The organism is Pseudomonas sp. GW456-L12 (genome assembly GCF_059424045.1).
This window is the reverse complement of sequence record NZ_JBWKZA010000042.1, coordinates 1-15,466: the sequence shown is the minus strand read 5'-3', so window position 1 is coordinate 15,466 and position 15,466 is coordinate 1. Positions and strand designations below refer to the sequence as shown.

19 protein-coding genes are annotated in these 15,466 nt (G+C 55.5%); 4 read left to right on the top strand and 15 right to left on the bottom strand.

The window, feature by feature from the left end; all coding sequences use genetic code 11:
- Positions 1-178 precede the first annotated feature (178 nt).
- Positions 179-2,770: an EAL domain-containing protein gene (locus AC07Y9_RS29640; RefSeq protein ID WP_256580912.1), complete on the bottom strand. Its 2,592-nt coding sequence runs from the start codon at positions 2,768-2,770 to the stop codon at positions 179-181.
- 194 nt (positions 2,771-2,964) lie between these two features.
- On the opposite strand from AC07Y9_RS29640, the gene AC07Y9_RS29635 reads away from it, so the two are divergent.
- The 4 genes from AC07Y9_RS29635 to AC07Y9_RS29620 all read left to right on the top strand — a co-directional run bounded on the left by AC07Y9_RS29635 (position 2,965) and on the right by AC07Y9_RS29620 (position 7,152).
- Positions 2,965-3,132: a hypothetical protein gene (locus tag AC07Y9_RS29635; protein WP_207240216.1), complete on the top strand. Its 168-nt coding sequence runs from the start codon at positions 2,965-2,967 to the stop codon at positions 3,130-3,132.
- 535 nt (positions 3,133-3,667) lie between these two features.
- A complete protein-coding gene (locus AC07Y9_RS29630) occupies positions 3,668-4,582 on the top strand; it encodes a hypothetical protein (protein ID WP_102679389.1) in 915 nt (304 codons plus the stop codon).
- Positions 4,583-4,585: 3 nt separating this feature from the next.
- The gene (locus AC07Y9_RS29625) at positions 4,586-5,029 is read left to right on the top strand and encodes a hypothetical protein (protein WP_007936162.1); all 444 of its coding nucleotides are present in this window, start codon (positions 4,586-4,588) and stop codon (positions 5,027-5,029) included.
- Positions 5,030-5,031: 2 nt separating this feature from the next.
- Entirely contained in the window at positions 5,032-7,152 is a 2,121-nt protein-coding gene (locus AC07Y9_RS29620) for an ATP-binding protein (protein ID WP_102679390.1), read from the top strand.
- Between the two features lie 140 nt (positions 7,153-7,292).
- On the opposite strand, the gene AC07Y9_RS29615 is transcribed toward AC07Y9_RS29620, so the two are convergent.
- The 14 genes from AC07Y9_RS29615 to AC07Y9_RS29550 all read right to left on the bottom strand — a co-directional run.
- Positions 7,293-7,907, bottom strand: coding sequence for a dihydrofolate reductase family protein (locus AC07Y9_RS29615; protein WP_102679422.1), 615 nt, complete (start codon positions 7,905-7,907; stop codon positions 7,293-7,295).
- A 198-nt stretch (positions 7,908-8,105) separates the two neighbouring features.
- Entirely contained in the window at positions 8,106-8,390 is a 285-nt protein-coding gene (locus AC07Y9_RS29610; protein WP_102679391.1) for a DUF3077 domain-containing protein, read from the bottom strand.
- 571 nt (positions 8,391-8,961) lie between these two features.
- Positions 8,962-9,654, bottom strand: a complete 693-nt coding sequence (locus AC07Y9_RS29605) for a formyl transferase (RefSeq protein WP_256580914.1) — start codon at positions 9,652-9,654, stop codon at positions 8,962-8,964.
- A 534-nt stretch (positions 9,655-10,188) separates the two neighbouring features.
- Positions 10,189-10,473: a DUF3077 domain-containing protein gene (locus tag AC07Y9_RS29600; protein WP_102679393.1), complete on the bottom strand. Its 285-nt coding sequence runs from the start codon at positions 10,471-10,473 to the stop codon at positions 10,189-10,191.
- A 239-nt stretch (positions 10,474-10,712) separates the two neighbouring features.
- The gene (locus tag AC07Y9_RS29595; RefSeq protein ID WP_087087662.1) at positions 10,713-11,123 is read right to left on the bottom strand and encodes a hypothetical protein; all 411 of its coding nucleotides are present in this window, start codon (positions 11,121-11,123) and stop codon (positions 10,713-10,715) included.
- Between the two features lie 24 nt (positions 11,124-11,147).
- Positions 11,148-11,537, bottom strand: a complete 390-nt coding sequence (locus AC07Y9_RS29590) for a hypothetical protein (RefSeq protein WP_102679394.1) — start codon at positions 11,535-11,537, stop codon at positions 11,148-11,150.
- A complete protein-coding gene (locus tag AC07Y9_RS29585) occupies positions 11,534-12,994 on the bottom strand; it encodes a PAAR domain-containing protein (RefSeq protein WP_102679395.1) in 1,461 nt (486 codons plus the stop codon). Before AC07Y9_RS29585 ends, AC07Y9_RS29590 begins: the two co-directional genes overlap by 4 nt.
- Positions 12,995-13,182: 188 nt before the next feature.
- Positions 13,183-13,422, bottom strand: coding sequence for a pyocin S6 family toxin immunity protein (locus AC07Y9_RS29580; protein WP_087089266.1), 240 nt, complete (start codon positions 13,420-13,422; stop codon positions 13,183-13,185).
- 17 nt (positions 13,423-13,439) lie between these two features.
- On the bottom strand, positions 13,440-13,682 hold the full coding sequence (locus AC07Y9_RS29575) for a pyocin S6 family toxin immunity protein (protein ID WP_087087668.1): 243 nt from the start codon (positions 13,680-13,682) through the stop codon (positions 13,440-13,442).
- A gap of 109 nt (positions 13,683-13,791) precedes the next feature.
- The gene (locus AC07Y9_RS29570) at positions 13,792-14,046 is read right to left on the bottom strand and encodes a pyocin S6 family toxin immunity protein (protein WP_087087670.1); all 255 of its coding nucleotides are present in this window, start codon (positions 14,044-14,046) and stop codon (positions 13,792-13,794) included.
- A gap of 48 nt (positions 14,047-14,094) precedes the next feature.
- Positions 14,095-14,334 (bottom strand): pyocin S6 family toxin immunity protein, encoded by a 240-nt coding sequence (locus tag AC07Y9_RS29565; RefSeq protein ID WP_087087673.1) that lies wholly within the window; start codon positions 14,332-14,334, stop codon positions 14,095-14,097.
- 184 nt (positions 14,335-14,518) lie between these two features.
- The gene (locus AC07Y9_RS29560) at positions 14,519-14,758 is read right to left on the bottom strand and encodes a pyocin S6 family toxin immunity protein (protein ID WP_087089267.1); all 240 of its coding nucleotides are present in this window, start codon (positions 14,756-14,758) and stop codon (positions 14,519-14,521) included.
- Positions 14,759-14,825: 67 nt separating this feature from the next.
- Positions 14,826-15,080: a pyocin S6 family toxin immunity protein gene (locus tag AC07Y9_RS29555; RefSeq protein WP_062825653.1), complete on the bottom strand. Its 255-nt coding sequence runs from the start codon at positions 15,078-15,080 to the stop codon at positions 14,826-14,828.
- Positions 15,081-15,240: 160 nt separating this feature from the next.
- Positions 15,241-15,466, bottom strand: a 226-nt coding sequence (locus tag AC07Y9_RS29550; RefSeq protein WP_371919109.1) for an RES domain-containing protein, incomplete at its 5' end; no start/stop codon positions are given.

The window sequence follows — 15,466 nt, the reverse complement described above, 5'->3', positions numbered from 1 at the left end:
ACACACTAACAATTTGACTTAAAGAACAGAGTGTTTGAATGCCCACGCCCATGCCTGGCACCGGGCAATGCCCGCAGCGGCCTTGGAAAGAAGGAAAAGAGAGGGTCGTGCGCAGGCCCGTCGCGGTCCACTTCGCGTCCGCCTGGAGGGCGGCGCTCGCCCCCCATCGACCGGCCGGCTAACTCTGCCAACCCACAAACCACTGCCCGAACGCCCGGGCCGGCAATGGCGAGGAAAACAGCTGGCCCTGCCCCACGTCATAGCCCCGCGCCTGCAGGATGTCGCGCTGCGCGGGGTGTTCGATGCCCTCGGCGATGACCCGCAGGGATAGGCCCTTGCCGATGCCGATGACCGCCTCGCTCAAGGCGCGGCAGGAGGCGTCGTGCTCCAGCTCCTCGACGAAGCTCTGGTCCAGCTTCAGCTCATTGATCGGCAAGCGCCGCAGATAGCCCAGGCTGGAATATCCCGCGCCAAAGTTGTCGATGGCCAGGCGCACGCCCAGGGTATGCAGGTCCTGGAGGGTCTGCTCGGTGGTCGGGCTGCTGCACAGGAAAACGCCCTCCGTGACCTCCACGCACAGGTCCGCCGGCTGCAGGCCGCAACGCTGCAACTGGCGGGCGATCAGGGCCGCCAGGTTGAGGTTGTGGAAGTTGATCGGCGACAGGTTGACCGAGATGGACGGCACCCGGATTCCCGATCGACGCCAGCGCGCCAGTTGCTCGCAGGCTTCGCACAGCACCCACTGGCTGAGGTAGTTGATCAACCCGCACTCCTCGGCCAGCGCGATGAATTGCGCGGGCGCGATAGTGCCCAGGCTTGGATGCTCCCAGCGCGCCAGCGCCTCGACCCCGACCAGGCCGTTGCTGTGCAAGTCGATCTGCGGTTGATAGACCAGATGCAGGCCGTCGCTGGTCAGGGCCTGGCGCAGCGCCGTCTCCAGTTGCAGGCGCTGCTGGGCGAGCTGGTCCATCTCCTCGAGGAAGAACCTGAAACCGCCGCGCTCGGTACGCTTGGCCTGGTACATGGCGATATCGGCGCAATGCAGCAGGCTTTCCATATCCTGGCCGTCGCTGGGGTACAGGCTGACGCCGACACTGGCCGAAGGCACCACGGCGGTCCCGGCAATATCGGCCGGGGCGCCCAGGGTCGGCATCAGGCGTTCGAGAAAGGTCGTGACCCGGGTGGCGTTCATCCGGGGCAGCACCAGCACGAACTCGTCGCTCGACAGCCGGCCGACGATGTCCGACTCGCGCAGCACGCTGCGCAGCCGTTGCGCCATGAGCTGCAGCAGCTCGTCGCCCGAGGCATGCCCCAGGGCCTCGTTGACCTGCTTGAAGCGGTCCAAGTCGACATACAGCACCGCCAGCTCGCCCTGCTCCAGGGCCACCTCGGCAATGCTGCGATTGGCCTCGGCCAGCAGGGAACTGCGATTGGGCAAGCCGGTCAGGGCATCGGACAAGGCCATGTGGCGGATCGACTGGCGCGCCTCCTCGCGCTCCAGGGCCAGCATGCACAGGTGGGTCCCGGTCATGATCAGATGGGCATGGGTGGTATCGGGCTTGCGGCGCTCGCGAAAGTACAGGGCAAAGGTCGCGCACACCCTGCCGGCGCTGTTGCGCAGCGGGATCGACCAACAGGCCCGCACCCCGGCCTGCCGCGCCAACAAACGGTAATCGACCCACAGCGGATCGGTGTCGATATCGGTGACCAGCACCGGCTCGCCGCGAAAGGCTGCGGTGCCGCAGGAACCGGCGGCGGGCCCGATCGGCAGTCCCTCCATGGCTTGGGAATAGTCGGCCGGCAGGCCGGGACTGGCCAATGGGTGCAGCAACCCCTGCGGGTCCACACCAAGGATCGAGACAATAACCTCCGGCGCCAGGCGCTCAATTTCCTGGCACAGCAGCGTCAACAGGCTCTCCAGGGGCTGCTCTTGCAACAAGGCGCCGATGACCTTGTCCTGCAGCACTTCGGGCAGCCTGGAACGGGTGATGTCGGTGAACACAATGACGATGTTGCCGATCCGCCCGCCGGCGTCGAACACCGGCGCCGAGCAGACCTGCACCCACAGCCGCTGGCCGTTGCGCTTGCTGATCAGGCCGCAGGCTTCATGGGGCTGGCCACTGAGGATGCTCTCCAGTTGCAGCTCGTCGGCCCGGGCCTGCCCCGGGGTATCGGTGACGAAGAACATCTGCGGCGAGCGCTCCAGCAATTCCTCGCGGGAATACCCCAGCAAGCGCACCAGCCCGTCGTTGATATAGATCAGCCGGCCGTCGGCGTCGACGATGCAAGTGGCCGAGCTGCTGGCATTGACCGACATCGACAGCAAGCGCTGCTCGATATCCTTGAGCCGCGTCTGGGTCACGTCCTTGAAAAAGGCGGCATACAAAATGCGCCCCTGCAGGGTGATCTTCGAGATCGCCATCGCGCCCCAGCGCTCTTCGCCATCCTTGCGCGTGATGCACACATCGCGGCTGGTGCCGATGATCTTGTTGACCCCGGTCTCGCCGTCGTTCCGCAAGCGGATGGGGATCGGCACCAGCGTGCTGACATCGCTGCCCAGCACTTCGCACCGTGGACAGCCCCAGAAGCGTTCGGCCGCCGCGTTGAAGAACACCACCTGGTTGCGATCGTCGATGATCACCACGGCATCGTTGGCCTGTTCCAGGGTCTGCACGAAAAAGTCCGCCGCCTCTTCTCCGGTCGTTGACCCGACGCTCATATCCATGGCCACCACTGCATGCATGCCCTCACTGTCATCGTCCCTGATCACCGTGAAGCGCCATTAACCGCCCTCGAACTGGAGGGGCCCGTCCTCGAAGCAACACCCGACACGGCTCAGCGAGGCTGAGAAACGCGCGTTTATCCGGGCGAGCAGGACATCAGGCCATAGGCGTGGACATGGATCTTTAGGCCATCGACCTGAAATTAGAGAATAGCCGCGAAGTGGCAGGGCCATGGAAAACCGTGCGAACGCCGGTCAGCCACTACTTCTACCTGACCATTGCCGGCCACTTCCACACCAAGGGCCTGCTGGACGCCATCAGCGAAATCGGTGTCGATCGTGTGCTGTTTTCGGCGGGCTATCCGAGGAATACATGGCGACCGCGAGTAACTGGTTTGATCAGGCGCTGATCAGTGAGAACGATAGGGAGAGGATTGGGCGGGGGAATGCGCGGAGGTTGTTTGGGTTGAAGTGACAAAAATGGGGTGCGGGTATTGGGTGGGGTGGGTGGTGCCTGGGTATCCGTGCTTTTAATCGTTCCTCCTCGGTCTGTCAGTGCGCTTCTGTGCAGGGATGGATGCCGACCTCGAAGCCAGCCTGAAAGTGGAGCAGTTGGTCATTTCAACTAATGATCGAAGTGAGTGACTACATAATGGCCAATAGCTGCCGCTGGTTAAAAAGCCCGGTCAGACAAGAATCGTCCCCCGAAACGTTACCTACAGAAATGGGTGCGATTCATGCTGTACAGATAAACAGCCCATGTATTTATCGAATCCAAATTACCGGTTCCTGCTAGACCAGTTGATAGCGATTTGATAGCTTCTGGGATATCCGAGGTCGCAAGGCCACGCGAAGTAAACAGATGGTGGCCCATCGGCGCCAATAGATTTCGGAAGGATACGATGAGCATCGCCTCCCGATGAGTATTCACAAGGCAGGCATGCAGTGATCACTACACCCGTTGGCAAATTCACAGGTATAACTTGGGAAGCGCAGTGTCAGCTCGCATTTAAACTCAAACATGGCGATGACGGATATCAGCATATACCGGCCTCTCCTGGTGATTTTGGAATCGAGGGATACACGAAACACACCGGATATGCATTTCAGTGTTATTGCCCAGACCGGCTCTATCATCAAGACGAGCTCTATGAGAAACAGCGCACGAAGATCAACGACGATCTGAAAAAACTCAGAGATTATGCTGTTGATTTACAGAAAATTCTGGGCGGTACAAAAATCAAAAACTGGTGTTTTGTCACCCCCGAAATTAGCAGAAACAAACTGCACTCCTACACCCAGACCAAACAGACAGAAGTCAGGGGGTGGAGCCTTCCACATCTCGATGAAAACTTCACGATCCTACTCCATGACCATGAGTTCTACATAAAAGAATTCAATCTGCTGCGAACTACAGAAGGTTTACCTCCATGCCTGGGCTCGCCAACAGAGTCTTTGCCCAAAGTGAGCACTACTCCTGAGCCGTATGACGAAAATCTTGAAAGGAAGTGTCGCCTGCGAATGCCAGGGAGACCCGACAAGAAAATTGAAGATTTGATCAAGCTGACAACCAACAACTTCCTGGATCACGACACATATTTTCAGTCCCTGTATGACCGATCACCCCAAACGTATGTAAACGTTGCCCGAATAGTGAATACCTTTGAGCAAGACGTTTTGGAATGGGGACTGACGTCTGACGCAACACCAGAGGAACTCACCACACTGGTGAGGGACAGGTTGATGGAATACCTGATCACTGATCGCCATCTCAACATAGACAAGTCCATGGCAAGTGATGTGGTGCGAAGGACTGTCGCGCGATGGCTTGCGATCTGCGAACTGGACTTCAACGAGTAAATCATGGCTCAGCTCAAATTTATAAGGCGGCCGATTCCGGTACTCTCGGAGCTTCGCCCTCTCTACAAAATCTCCCAGGCGCTTCTGATTCTCCATCTGTCCGGACGTGGCGGCAGATCAAGCCTTCCAAAAATCCACCTATTGAATTGGGCGCTTAAGACACCCGAGCGTACACGGTCACTAACAGTCGGAGCCGAGCAAGGTCAATTGCAGCTCCCGATCTGGGGGTTTGATCCTGCAATGGCAATCGCACTTAATCTTGCGTTTAGTGAATCATTGATAGCACCCACCACAACGGGGTTTGAGCTCACTGCCTCCGGCAAATCCTATGTGGAACTGATACTCGCTGACGACTCCGTACTCAGCGAAGAAAAGGCTGCCTTGAAGTCGATCGGGAAGAAAATTACGGAAGACATGGTGAGTACTGTGTCCAAGGGATGGGAATAACAATGTACATCAAAGCAATCCATATCGACATTCAGACGGATAGTGGACCGTTTGGATTCTTTACAGAATTCAACCGCAACTTGAACATCATCCGTGGCCGAAACTCTGCTGGTAAAAGTACAATCGTTCACGCGATCATGTATGCCATGGGTATGGAAGAGTTATTGGGTGCGCAGAATGAAAATGCACTGACCTATGCCTTGAAGGACTATCTGGAGCACGAGGGGCTTAAGCATCAGATCCAGACCTCCAGAGTTACAATCGAAATCGAGAGCAACGGCAAGACTATCACCGCAAGACGCAGCGTTAGAGAAAATGGGCTCAGCACGAAGCTCGTGCGGATTCAGGAGTGCTCGGGGCTGACTAAGGGTGAAACGGCCCCCACTCTATACAAGTTCATTCATGACGCAAACAGCGCTCAGATCGAAGAGGGTTTTTTTAGATACTTTGAGCAATTTCTCGGCCTGCAGTTGCCACTCGTACCGAGGACCAATAACAAACCAGCAAAGCTTTATTTACAGTACATCTTCGCCGCGATGGTGATCGAGCAAAAACGTGGATGGACGGACTACATTGCAAACCTTCCATATTTCGGCGTAAGAGATGCGCGCATTAAAATCGTCGACTTTTTGGTTGGCACAGACGTATTCGATACAGATGCTAAACGCGATATCTTGGATCAAGAATCCAAGCAGATTTATGATGAATGGCAAATTATTTACCGAACACTTTTGGGTGAAACTCTCAAGCAGGGCTTCAAGCTTTCCAATATATCGAAATCGCCAGTACCAGATTTCAATGCAAAACTAGTCAACTTCCACAAAACCTCTGATGGTGTAACAGAGAGCATCTTGGAATATAGGAAACGCAAGATTAGTGAGCACCAAATTATCGGTTTGAAACTCTCTAGCCAGGGTGAAACGCCAACACAAGAAATCACTCAGGCAATTGAAAAGCACACGAATGAACTTGAGCGTTTTACAGTTGCTTATGAGACCTGCCTGGGTGACCTCGCTTTATTGCGCGTCAATCTAAACAGCAACAGACTCAACACTCAACAGGCCAAAGATGAACTGACAAAAAACCACGCTGCACAGAAGCTGATCAAGTTCGGTGCATCGCTCAGTCTGTCAACTGCAAACAACTCTTGTCCAGCCTGCCATCAATCTATTGGCAACTCTCTCGTAGACCTGCATGAGAGTACGCCGCACATGGATATCGACACCAACATAGACTACTTATCTGCCCAACTGCGAATGCTCGAAAGAGAAAAGGGTGGAATTGAACAGTCCATCAAAGAGTCTGAGGCGCTGAAGGACCAACTGGCAAGAACACTGTCCGCTACAAAGTCTGCGCTTAGGGCGCTACGATCCGACCTGAACTCCAACTCATCTGTATCCAAATCGGGGATCAGGTTGCAAGTGCAAATCGAGATGGAGCTCGAAGGGCTCACTAAGTTTGAAGAAAGCTCGGATCGGGCACTTGATGCTCTCGGCGCACTGTCACAACGCTTCCTCGATAACCAAAAAGGTCGGAGGATGATGCCAAGCGATCACTACTCGCCCGCTGACCTAGCTAAGTATTCACTCTTCGAAAGAATGTTCCGCGCCAATATCAGTGCATTCGACTATCACAGCGCAGCAATCGAGGACATCGAGTTCAACAGAGAGAATCTCCTCCCATACCTCGCCAAGATTGAACTCAGAGAGATCAATGGTCAAAGACAACCATTCAATTCCGCAGCCCTCGACTACCCCACGGCTCCAAATATTGGAAGAAGCGATGATAGTCCCAAAGGCAAGGGCAATATTGCCAGAGAGTCCAGCGCCAGCGACTTTGTTCGTCTGATCTGGAGCTACCTGCTTTCCATTTACCAAACCTCCTCTCACCACACGGTCAATGGTAATCACTTGGGTTTCCTGTTGCTGGACGAGCCTGGGCAGCACTCAATGGCCACCAAAAGCCAACAGGCACTCTTCCAGCTTCTGTCGTCCGAGAAAGGGCTGCAAAGCATCGTTGCAGCCTCGTTTGATGACAGTGAGGCCACTTACAAAGAGGCAACCTCTAATGTTGAGTTCAAGCTTATTCAGCTAGGGGACAAGTCGATTTTGCCGCTTAAGTGAGTCGCCTCTGGTTCCGTAGACAGGTATGAGCGTCGGCTTTTGGCTGTGAAGCCAACACCTAGGAGCCTCTACTCACGCCCCGAAGCTCCAGATCAAGCCCGAGGCGCAGAACTCCAACACCATCACAGTTTTTTCTAATTTTAAAAGGTTCCTGTTTGCACCTCACTACTGCGAACGTAGCGCGTGATCAACACCCCGCCAGGCGTACAGGTCGAGTTCACCAAAGTGAAAGCCGACGCTTGTGCGTGTTCATCAAACAACCGCTTGCCGCGCCCCAGTACAATGGGATGAATCATCAGCCGCAGCTCATCCACCAACCCTGCGGCAAGCAGTTGGCGCACCAAGTCACCACTGCCCTGGGTCAATAGGTGGGTACCATCCTGCTGCTTGAGGGCCTGTATGACGTCGGCAAGGTTTCCTTGCAGCGCATGGCTGTTGTGCCAATCAAGCGTCTCGGGACTATGGGTGGCCACATGCTTGGGCACGCGGTTGAACAGGTCGGCGATGGCGCTGTTGCTTGAACCGGGCTGTATGTGCGGCCAATAGCCGGCGAATATGTCGTAGGTGCGCCGCCCCAGCAGCAACTCGAACGGCTGCGAGAACAGCTCCTGCATGGCCTGGCCAAAGGCTTCGTCGGCGTAGGGCACGACCCAGCCACCGAAGCGGAATTCGCCGCTGGTGTCTTCTTCAGGCCCGCCGGGCGCCTGGATAACCCCATCCAGGCTCATGAAAGCGGCAACGATTAGCTTGCGCATGGTCTTCTCCTGGTTCGTCTGCGTAAAGGTTCTCAGGTTGGGAGCGCCGACGGTCATTGCGACTCATTGGCTTCGTTCCCTGAAAGATAGTCGAACCAGACTCTGGGAAATCGACAGTGCGATGCGGGGTACCCCCCCTAAGAAACGCCGCTTCCCTGCCACCCAGAAACGGCGCCCTGCCCAACATCCTCCTACCTGTTAAACCTGCAACACCTCCTCTTCCCTCAAGCCCAACCCCACATCATCAATCACCGCCTTGCCCATCTCCGCCAGAAAGTGCGCGGCCCAGGCATAACGTTCGCCCTGCTCTTCCATCGCCGCATCCAGGGCGAGTTTTTTGGCGTAGTACAGCAGGGTCGAAGCGTGTTCCAGGGCTTGGTGCAGAGGTACGTCGGCGTTGACGCGGAACAGGGTGTGCTCGGCATCGCCGCAAGGGCCGAAGGTGACGAAGCCGAGGGTTTTGACCGGGGTGGAGGTGCTCATAGCGCACCTCCGTTTACCCCGTTGAAGCGACCGCGATTGGCAGCGGCTTTGATAGCGCACATGATTGAAACTCCCATATCAAAGTGAGAGCTGCCACGTTCGCGACCAAACAAATGGGTGGCAGCCGTGCGCGGATTGGTCGACCGGAGATACAGGAACCCGGCAGGGCCGAAGCCCTTCCACGCACAGCCGCCATTGCACGGAAATGCGAGCGCAAAAAAAGCGCCTGCAATCGTCAAGGGGGCGCTGTTGCGCCTGTATCAAGTCGGGCGACCAAACCCGATCACTGCGTTTGCAGCGACGATCAAAGGCTAGTCTCGGGCTCTATACAGGGCAACGACAAAGGCGTGGCAGTTTATGTCTAACCCCAGCGTCTTGGAAATATCTGGAATGCGGTCACTCAGGGCGGGCCGCGCTCTGCGCGGGGTATCGAGGAGTCGGCCTATCCGGCCTTGGTCGCAACTGGAAACACAGCCATGCAGCCGCTCACGCGAGACGGTCAGATTCAACGCTGGAAAAACGCCAGATCAATGCCTCTCCAGCCCGGTGAACCTCTTCCTTCGTTCAACGCTCAAAGCGTGCGCGCGCGCAACGGAAATCCGTACGACTCGAAAAGATCCCAGACGTCCTCGCGATCGAAGAGCCGCCACCCCAGTGCGGTGAAGCGCATCAGGTCCTCTTCGCTGGGAAAGGAGTAGTAGGCCCCTGCGGATGGATCCTGAGGCGCCCCCGTCATGGGCTCGCCGCGCTCCAGGCGTCTGATTGCGTCCAGGATGAGGCCCGCGCCGGGTTGATAAAGGGAAAGGATGTGCCACAGCAAGGAGCGCTCCTTTTCGACCGTCACACGCGCAGTCTCAATGATGCGACCCACATCAATGCCGGGACTGTCTATCCAATGGAGCGTACAGCCGATCTCCGGGTCACCATTGAGCAGCGCCCGGAACGTCGCGAGAACGCCTCGATAGTGAGGCAAGAGACCAGAGTGAAGGTTGAGGACGCCGCGTGACGGAATGACCAACGCGTCATTGGACAGGATTTGACCAAAGCGGATTGAGACAAACAGATCCGCTCCCGCCTCCCGCAGCATTTGCAGGCCCGCCGGCTCCCGCAAGCTGGGCAATACCCGCACAGGAACCCCAAAGCGTTGCTGCAGTTCTGCAAAACCGAATCGATGCCCGCTGCCGACCTGGTCGCTCGATCCGCTCAACCCCGGAGCCAAGGCATTGAAGAGGTCCTGCTCGATCAATGCGAGTTGTCCGAGCATGCGGGGTACCTGCCTGCCCGTTCCCACTCTCTCCGAGAGGAATATCCCCACTGTGCTCTTGTGAATCTCGGGCAACAGGAAGTTGAGAGTGAGGTTGCTCTCCACATCTCGGTTCACCAGAAAAGCGATACGCAACTTCAGACCTCCAACAGACCGACCTTGAGAGGCAGCGACGGTCAATTCAACCCAAGCGGATCGATCCCATTCCCATTGCTTTTCCACGACGCAAGGACGGGAAGCCCGATCTGCTCAATCAATTTCGGCATCAGACCTAGCATAGTTGCTCTTTTGTCGTCGCTACGTCCCCGGGCAGCTCCCGACCGATTCGGCGCCCCAGCAGCAACTGCGAGAACAGGTCCTGGATGGCCCGGCCGAAGGGAACGCCGACGGTCATTGCGATCCATCGGCTTCATTCCCTGAAAGATAGTCGAACCAGACTTTGGGAAATCGACAGTGCCGTGCCGAGGTGAGCGCCATAAAAACGCCGCTTCCCTGCCACCCAGAACCGGCGCTCTATCCAGCATCCTCTACCTGTTAAACCTGCAATACCTCCTCTTCCCTCAGCCCCAATCCCACATCATCGATCACCGCCTTGCCCATCTCTGCCAGAAAGTGCGCGGACCAGGCGTAACGTTCGCCCTGCTCTTCCATCGCCGCATCCAGGGCGAGTTTCTTGGCGTAGTACAGCAGGGTCGAAGCATGCTCCAGGGCTTGGTGCAGAGGCACGTCAGCGTTGACGCGAAACAGGGTTTGCTCGCCCTCGCCGCAAGGGCCGAAGGTGACGAAGCCGAGGGTTTTGACGGGGGTGGAGGTGCTCATAGCGCACCTCCATTTGCTCTTGGGAAGCAGACGTAATTGAGCAGGAAAAGGAGATTAGAAAAGCCGCGATCTGCGGACGACTTGTCGGCGCACATGATTGAACTCCATATCGTTGCGCCTGTATCAAAACGGGTTACCAAGCCCGATCACTGCGTTTGCAGCGACGATCAAAGGCTAGCTCTGGGCTCGATACGGGGCAACGACAAAGACGTGGCAGTTTATGTCCGAACCTCGGGGCCTTAAAGTCCGCCTTTTTTTACATAGTTCCAACACACAACCATTGCTCCGCCGACCAAAAAACCACCCACGGCCAGCGCAATATTCACGATATGCAACAGGATCAGCTTGCGCTTCAGGGGCGATGGAAAAGCGTCCAAGTCCGCCTGACTGACTCCGCCGTGACGAAGATAGATTCCGGGAAATGTCATGATTCCCGCAATCGACGCCGTGAGCATGACTGTCCCCCACGGCCCGACGTGCATAAGAAACCTTCTTTGCTGTATTGCTTGGCAATTCTCAAGATGGCCCAGCATTTCCTCCATACGTGAATACCCGACATACAGAAAAACACCCATCAGGGCAAAGGCACCCACAAGTATTCCGGCAAATGTGAATGCAAGCACAACTGCCGCCAGGTTAAGCAGGCCCAATTGAAAACCTCATAACGCCACTTATCACGGCCTGATCAACTTCAGAACAATAAACTCAACTATTAGACAGACAAGGAATACTAACTGCATGTTAAACATTGCAATCAGTCTCCGCTTGAGCGGCTCAGGAAAATTATCTACATCACCAGCATCCATCATCCCCTTTCTAATTTGATAGTTAGAGTATGCCAAGGCACCCGAAATCATCCCAACCATTAAAAAGCGCCCCCAAGCCCCCATATAAAGGTAATACCTTTGGTTATTTACTACTTTGCAGTTTTTTACATACCCCAAAATCTCATCCATTCGGGTGAAGCTCAGATAGAAATACACCCCAGCAGTAATCCCCCCACCCAAAAACGTGGCCACACCCAAAAAGGTAAGCACGTACTCCGCCGTACTTAACTTACTCATTGCCCGACCTCATAAATATTTTCTCCGAGGAGTTCTCCGAAGGCGCCTCCACCCTTCCCTGCCAAATAGCTCCCCGCTCCCACCACCACCAAGCCACAGACAACACCGCCCATCCCCCCTGTAGGAACAGCAACTGCAGCACAGATGGAAGTCATAGCCTGGGTTAAAACCGGGCTGGCGATTGCCCCTCCGAACACCCCACCAACAAAACTCCCCACCTCAGTAAACTTCACCTTCTCGCAAGCCTCTTTATTCCCCGCAGAACAAACATCCTGAACTTTCACGTAAGACGCTCCACCGCCCAAAGCCGTGCCAATCCAGCCACCATACTTGAGCACCTTGGAAGCCTTCGACACGCCCTCGATATGCGTCGCATACCCCGGTATCTGCCCCACTGCTCCCGCTTTGGTCCAATGATGGACCAGGCTGCGGCTGGAAATCCCCAGGGCGGTTTTCAGGTCCGGGTGGTCGGGAAAGGCGATGCTCATTTTCGTGATGGCGGTGAGGTTTGCGTCCAGCCGGGCGAGCAGTGCCCGCCGTTCGGCGAAGAACTGGACGCTGCGTAGATGCCCATCCCACAGGAAGTAGGTTTGGTGGAGGGATTCGATGGCCTGCAAGGTTCTTTTAATGCCGTCCAGATGGTTGCCCGCGGCAGCGGTCGCGACCCCAAGATTGGTTGAGCCATAAGACAGCACCGACTCGATCTGCTGCCGGTACTGGACCATAAAGGCCGCCTCCTCGGCCGTGAGGGTGTCCAACGCGGCGCTGACCTTTTGCGCTGCGTCCATCAGCAGTGCTTCTTCACGGCTGCACTGTTGGTTTTCAGGATGGCTGAGGACCACCATCTGGCCGGGTTTGGCGGTGTCCATCAGTTGGGGGTTGAGCCGACGAAATTTCTTCAGGAGGGCCGCGTCGGGCCGACCGAAAAGCACCACTTCGAGGGCTGCACGGCTCATCGGGGACTGAACGATATAAAAGCCCGGTTCTACGCCTTGTTGTGCCAACCGGGTGGACGCTGACAGCGCCGTTTCGCTGATGGGCGCCAGCCCCTTCACCTGATCGCGCGGCACCGAATCTGCAAATGGGTTTTGCGAATATCCCCGCCTGATCGCTTCGGCCCATTGATGGGTATTCGCCACAACTTGCGGCACCAAGGCGACGGGAACAGGGACCGCTGGCTGATTATCCGAGAGGACAGAAGATTGAGTGGCGACAAGACGGTTAGAACCTACAGGGCAACCACACTGAACGGTGCACCCTTCCACCGCGATAGCCTGTTGGTTATCCAGCCATGTGTTATGGCCCTCCGCGATATACCCCACCGACTGGCACACCGGGCACCACACCGGGTCGGTAATGCGTGCAACTTTGCGGTACTCAACGATGGTCGTTGATGAACCTGCGATAACCTTTCCACCGGTCGTGGTCGGGTCTCCTTCCCTGATGACATAGGCCATGAGTACATCCTGAGTGTCTGAAAAATTCAGGCACCGACCCTATCAATGCAGAAAAGTCGTAAATATCAGAGCTTTCCCAAACCTCCGTACTAAAAACCTTTGCTAATCGTAGGGGACGAGAAGAACGATCAGAACTTCCTGATTTCGCCCTTCAATGGGTCGACGAGGATCACGGATGATGGGTGGAGCTACGCCACCACGCCAATAAACAAATCGAGGTGATCGGGTAAGGATTCTTTGATGGCGGCAGCTATTTGCATGACCTGTTCCTTGGTCAGTGGTAGCTCACCATCAGCCTCTGCGGCGAGGCTTTCCCAGCCCAAGATGTCCATGACCTTCTGTTCAAATTCCGGAGCAACGTCCAACTCATATTTTAATGACGTGTCATCAAAGCCATCGGATAAAAAGCCGGTGAGGTACAGGTGCATAGACCGCATCCCAGTTTCTAGGCAAAAACGCTGATACAGATATCCAGATCACTCGGTATGGGTTGCCCAAGCACACTCTCAATCTGCCTGACTTGTGTTGCGGTTAACGCTACAACGCCATATTTCACGCCCTCTTCGAGGGAGCTCCAGCCGACCAGATCAAGCACGGCCTGATTGAATTCCGCTGCTACGTCCAGTTCAAATTGCACATATTCATTTTCGTGACCATCGGGAAAAAAGCCTGCGATACATAAAAACATAAGGGTCTGCTGGCCTCGTTCATTCCGTCGTTGCAGAGTCGGACTCCCTGCCTTTTTGTCATCCTCACCCGCACCGTACCGAGTAACCCATTCATCGATGTTTCCTGGGCTATCGACCCAACAGGGACGCTTCAACCCCAATAAAAATATCCAGATCATCAGGAATGGGTTCTTTGATCAAAACAGCGATCTGCCGAGCCTGCTCCACCGTCAACAACCACTCCCCGCTTGCCATGGCGTTGAGGCTTTTATGACCCAGTAGGGCTACGATCTGCTGTTCGAATTCAGGCGCTACGTCCAGCTCGTATTTCAATGAGGTGTCGCTGAAATTGTCAGGCAAAAAGCCGGTGATACACAGATACATAAAGCACTCCTATTTTTCTGCTGTTCGTCCAGGCATGATTCACCCGTTCTACGCAGTTACGCCGATGAACAAATCCAAGTCTGCCGGAAGAGATTCGCCAACAATCTTTGCAATCTGCTGTACCTGCATAGTGTTAAGTAGCCAATCGCCCTCGGGGCTGTTTTCCAAGTCTGTCCATCCAAGAGTATCCAGGACTTTTCGTTCAAACTCGTGAGGTACATTGAGCTCGTACTTCAGTGAGTCGTCTTCGTTATCGCCCGGCAAGAAACCGCTAACCCATAAAAACATGCTGACCGCCTCTCTATTTTGGGGTTGTTCTACCGGCTTTGGCAGGTTTGGTTTGTTCACCTGTTTCAATCGCACCTGTGCGGGAAGTCCCCAGGTAAAAAGCCAGTGAGGCAGAGGTACATGGGGGGGTATCCCAATTTCAGTGGTGACTGGTGTTCTGCCAGGTATCAACCCAACAGCGGCGCTACGCAATAACACCAATAAACAAATCGAGGTGATCGGGTAAGGATTCTTTGATGGCTGATGCTATCTGTCTGACCTGCTCCTTGGTGAGCAGCAGCTCGCCATCAGCTTCGGCTGCCAAGCTCTGCCAACCCAATATTTCCATTACGGTCTGCTCACATTCAGATGAGACTTTTAGCTTGTACTGCAATGAGTCGTCATTAGCTTCGTCAGGTAGAAAACCAGTGATGCGCAAGTACATAAAACTCCTCTTCATTTGAGTGTGGTTCTTCCCTGCGCAGAGTGCCCTACTCATAAACGTTCCTGAGCTATCGCCTCAACATTGATGCCTCAACACCAATAAACATATCAAGGTCGTCAGGTAAGACTTCGTTGATGGCCGTTGCTATCTGCCTGACCTGCTCCTTGGTGAGCAGTAGCTCACCATCGGCTTCAGTTGCCAAGCTCCGCCAGCCCAATATTTCCATTACGGCCTGTTCAAACTCAGACGAGACGTCCAACTCGTACTGCAATGAACTGTCGTTAGCTTCATCAGGTAGAAAGCCAGTGATGCATAGGCACATAAAAACTCCTTTTCAGCAGGCCGTGTCCACTTCCACATCGTCCATAAAAAAGCCCCCATCAAGATGGGGGCAAGTTTGGTTGCAGTTGGCAACGGAACGTTACGCTAAGTGGCGACAGTCGGGGTGTAGGAAGATTCTGAAATTGCTCGGTGCTGCTGCGCTATACGACATGCTCCGGTGGACTCAACCGCCCATCCAGCGCAAAGCGCTCCTGCAACACCAGCTCATACAACCCCGTGGCCAGCAAGGGGTTGATCAGCAGGTTCCAGCTATGGCGCGACACGCTGGAGGGGATCAGCACGAAGGGATGCTGCTCCAGCAGGCGAGCGCCGAAGGCTTGTTGGCTGTGGCTGGGGGTGCCGGGGATCAGCCAGTTGGGGTTGGGG

What these genes read in the sequence shown, in the direction of transcription:
- AC07Y9_RS29560 (WP_087089267.1), bottom strand. Translation starts at nt 14,758, where the DNA reads ATGTACTTGCGCATCACTGGTTTTCTACCTGACGAAGCTAATGACGAC.
- AC07Y9_RS29580 (WP_087089266.1), bottom strand. Translation starts at nt 13,422, where the DNA reads ATGCACCTGTACCTCACCGGCTTTTTATCCGATGGCTTTGATGACACG.
- AC07Y9_RS29620 (WP_102679390.1), top strand. Translation starts at nt 5,032, where the DNA reads ATGTACATCAAAGCAATCCATATCGACATTCAGACGGATAGTGGACCG.
- AC07Y9_RS29570 (WP_087087670.1), bottom strand. Translation starts at nt 14,046, where the DNA reads ATGTATCTGTGTATCACCGGCTTTTTGCCTGACAATTTCAGCGACACC.
- AC07Y9_RS29555 (WP_062825653.1), bottom strand. Translation starts at nt 15,080, where the DNA reads ATGTGCCTATGCATCACTGGCTTTCTACCTGATGAAGCTAACGACAGT.
- AC07Y9_RS29600 (WP_102679393.1), bottom strand. Translation starts at nt 10,473, where the DNA reads ATGAGCACCTCCACCCCCGTCAAAACCCTCGGCTTCGTCACCTTCGGC.
- AC07Y9_RS29615 (WP_102679422.1), bottom strand. Translation starts at nt 7,907, where the DNA reads ATGCGCAAGCTAATCGTTGCCGCTTTCATGAGCCTGGATGGGGTTATC.
- AC07Y9_RS29575 (WP_087087668.1), bottom strand. Translation starts at nt 13,682, where the DNA reads ATGTTTTTATGTATCGCAGGCTTTTTTCCCGATGGTCACGAAAATGAA.
- AC07Y9_RS29590 (WP_102679394.1), bottom strand. Translation starts at nt 11,537, where the DNA reads ATGAGTAAGTTAAGTACGGCGGAGTACGTGCTTACCTTTTTGGGTGTG.
- AC07Y9_RS29585 (WP_102679395.1), bottom strand. Translation starts at nt 12,994, where the DNA reads ATGGCCTATGTCATCAGGGAAGGAGACCCGACCACGACCGGTGGAAAG.
- AC07Y9_RS29565 (WP_087087673.1), bottom strand. Translation starts at nt 14,334, where the DNA reads ATGTTTTTATGGGTTAGCGGTTTCTTGCCGGGCGATAACGAAGACGAC.
- AC07Y9_RS29625 (WP_007936162.1), top strand. Translation starts at nt 4,586, where the DNA reads ATGGCTCAGCTCAAATTTATAAGGCGGCCGATTCCGGTACTCTCGGAG.
- AC07Y9_RS29610 (WP_102679391.1), bottom strand. Translation starts at nt 8,390, where the DNA reads ATGAGCACCTCCACCCCGGTCAAAACCCTCGGCTTCGTCACCTTCGGC.
- AC07Y9_RS29605 (WP_256580914.1), bottom strand. Translation starts at nt 9,654, where the DNA reads ATGCTCGGACAACTCGCATTGATCGAGCAGGACCTCTTCAATGCCTTG.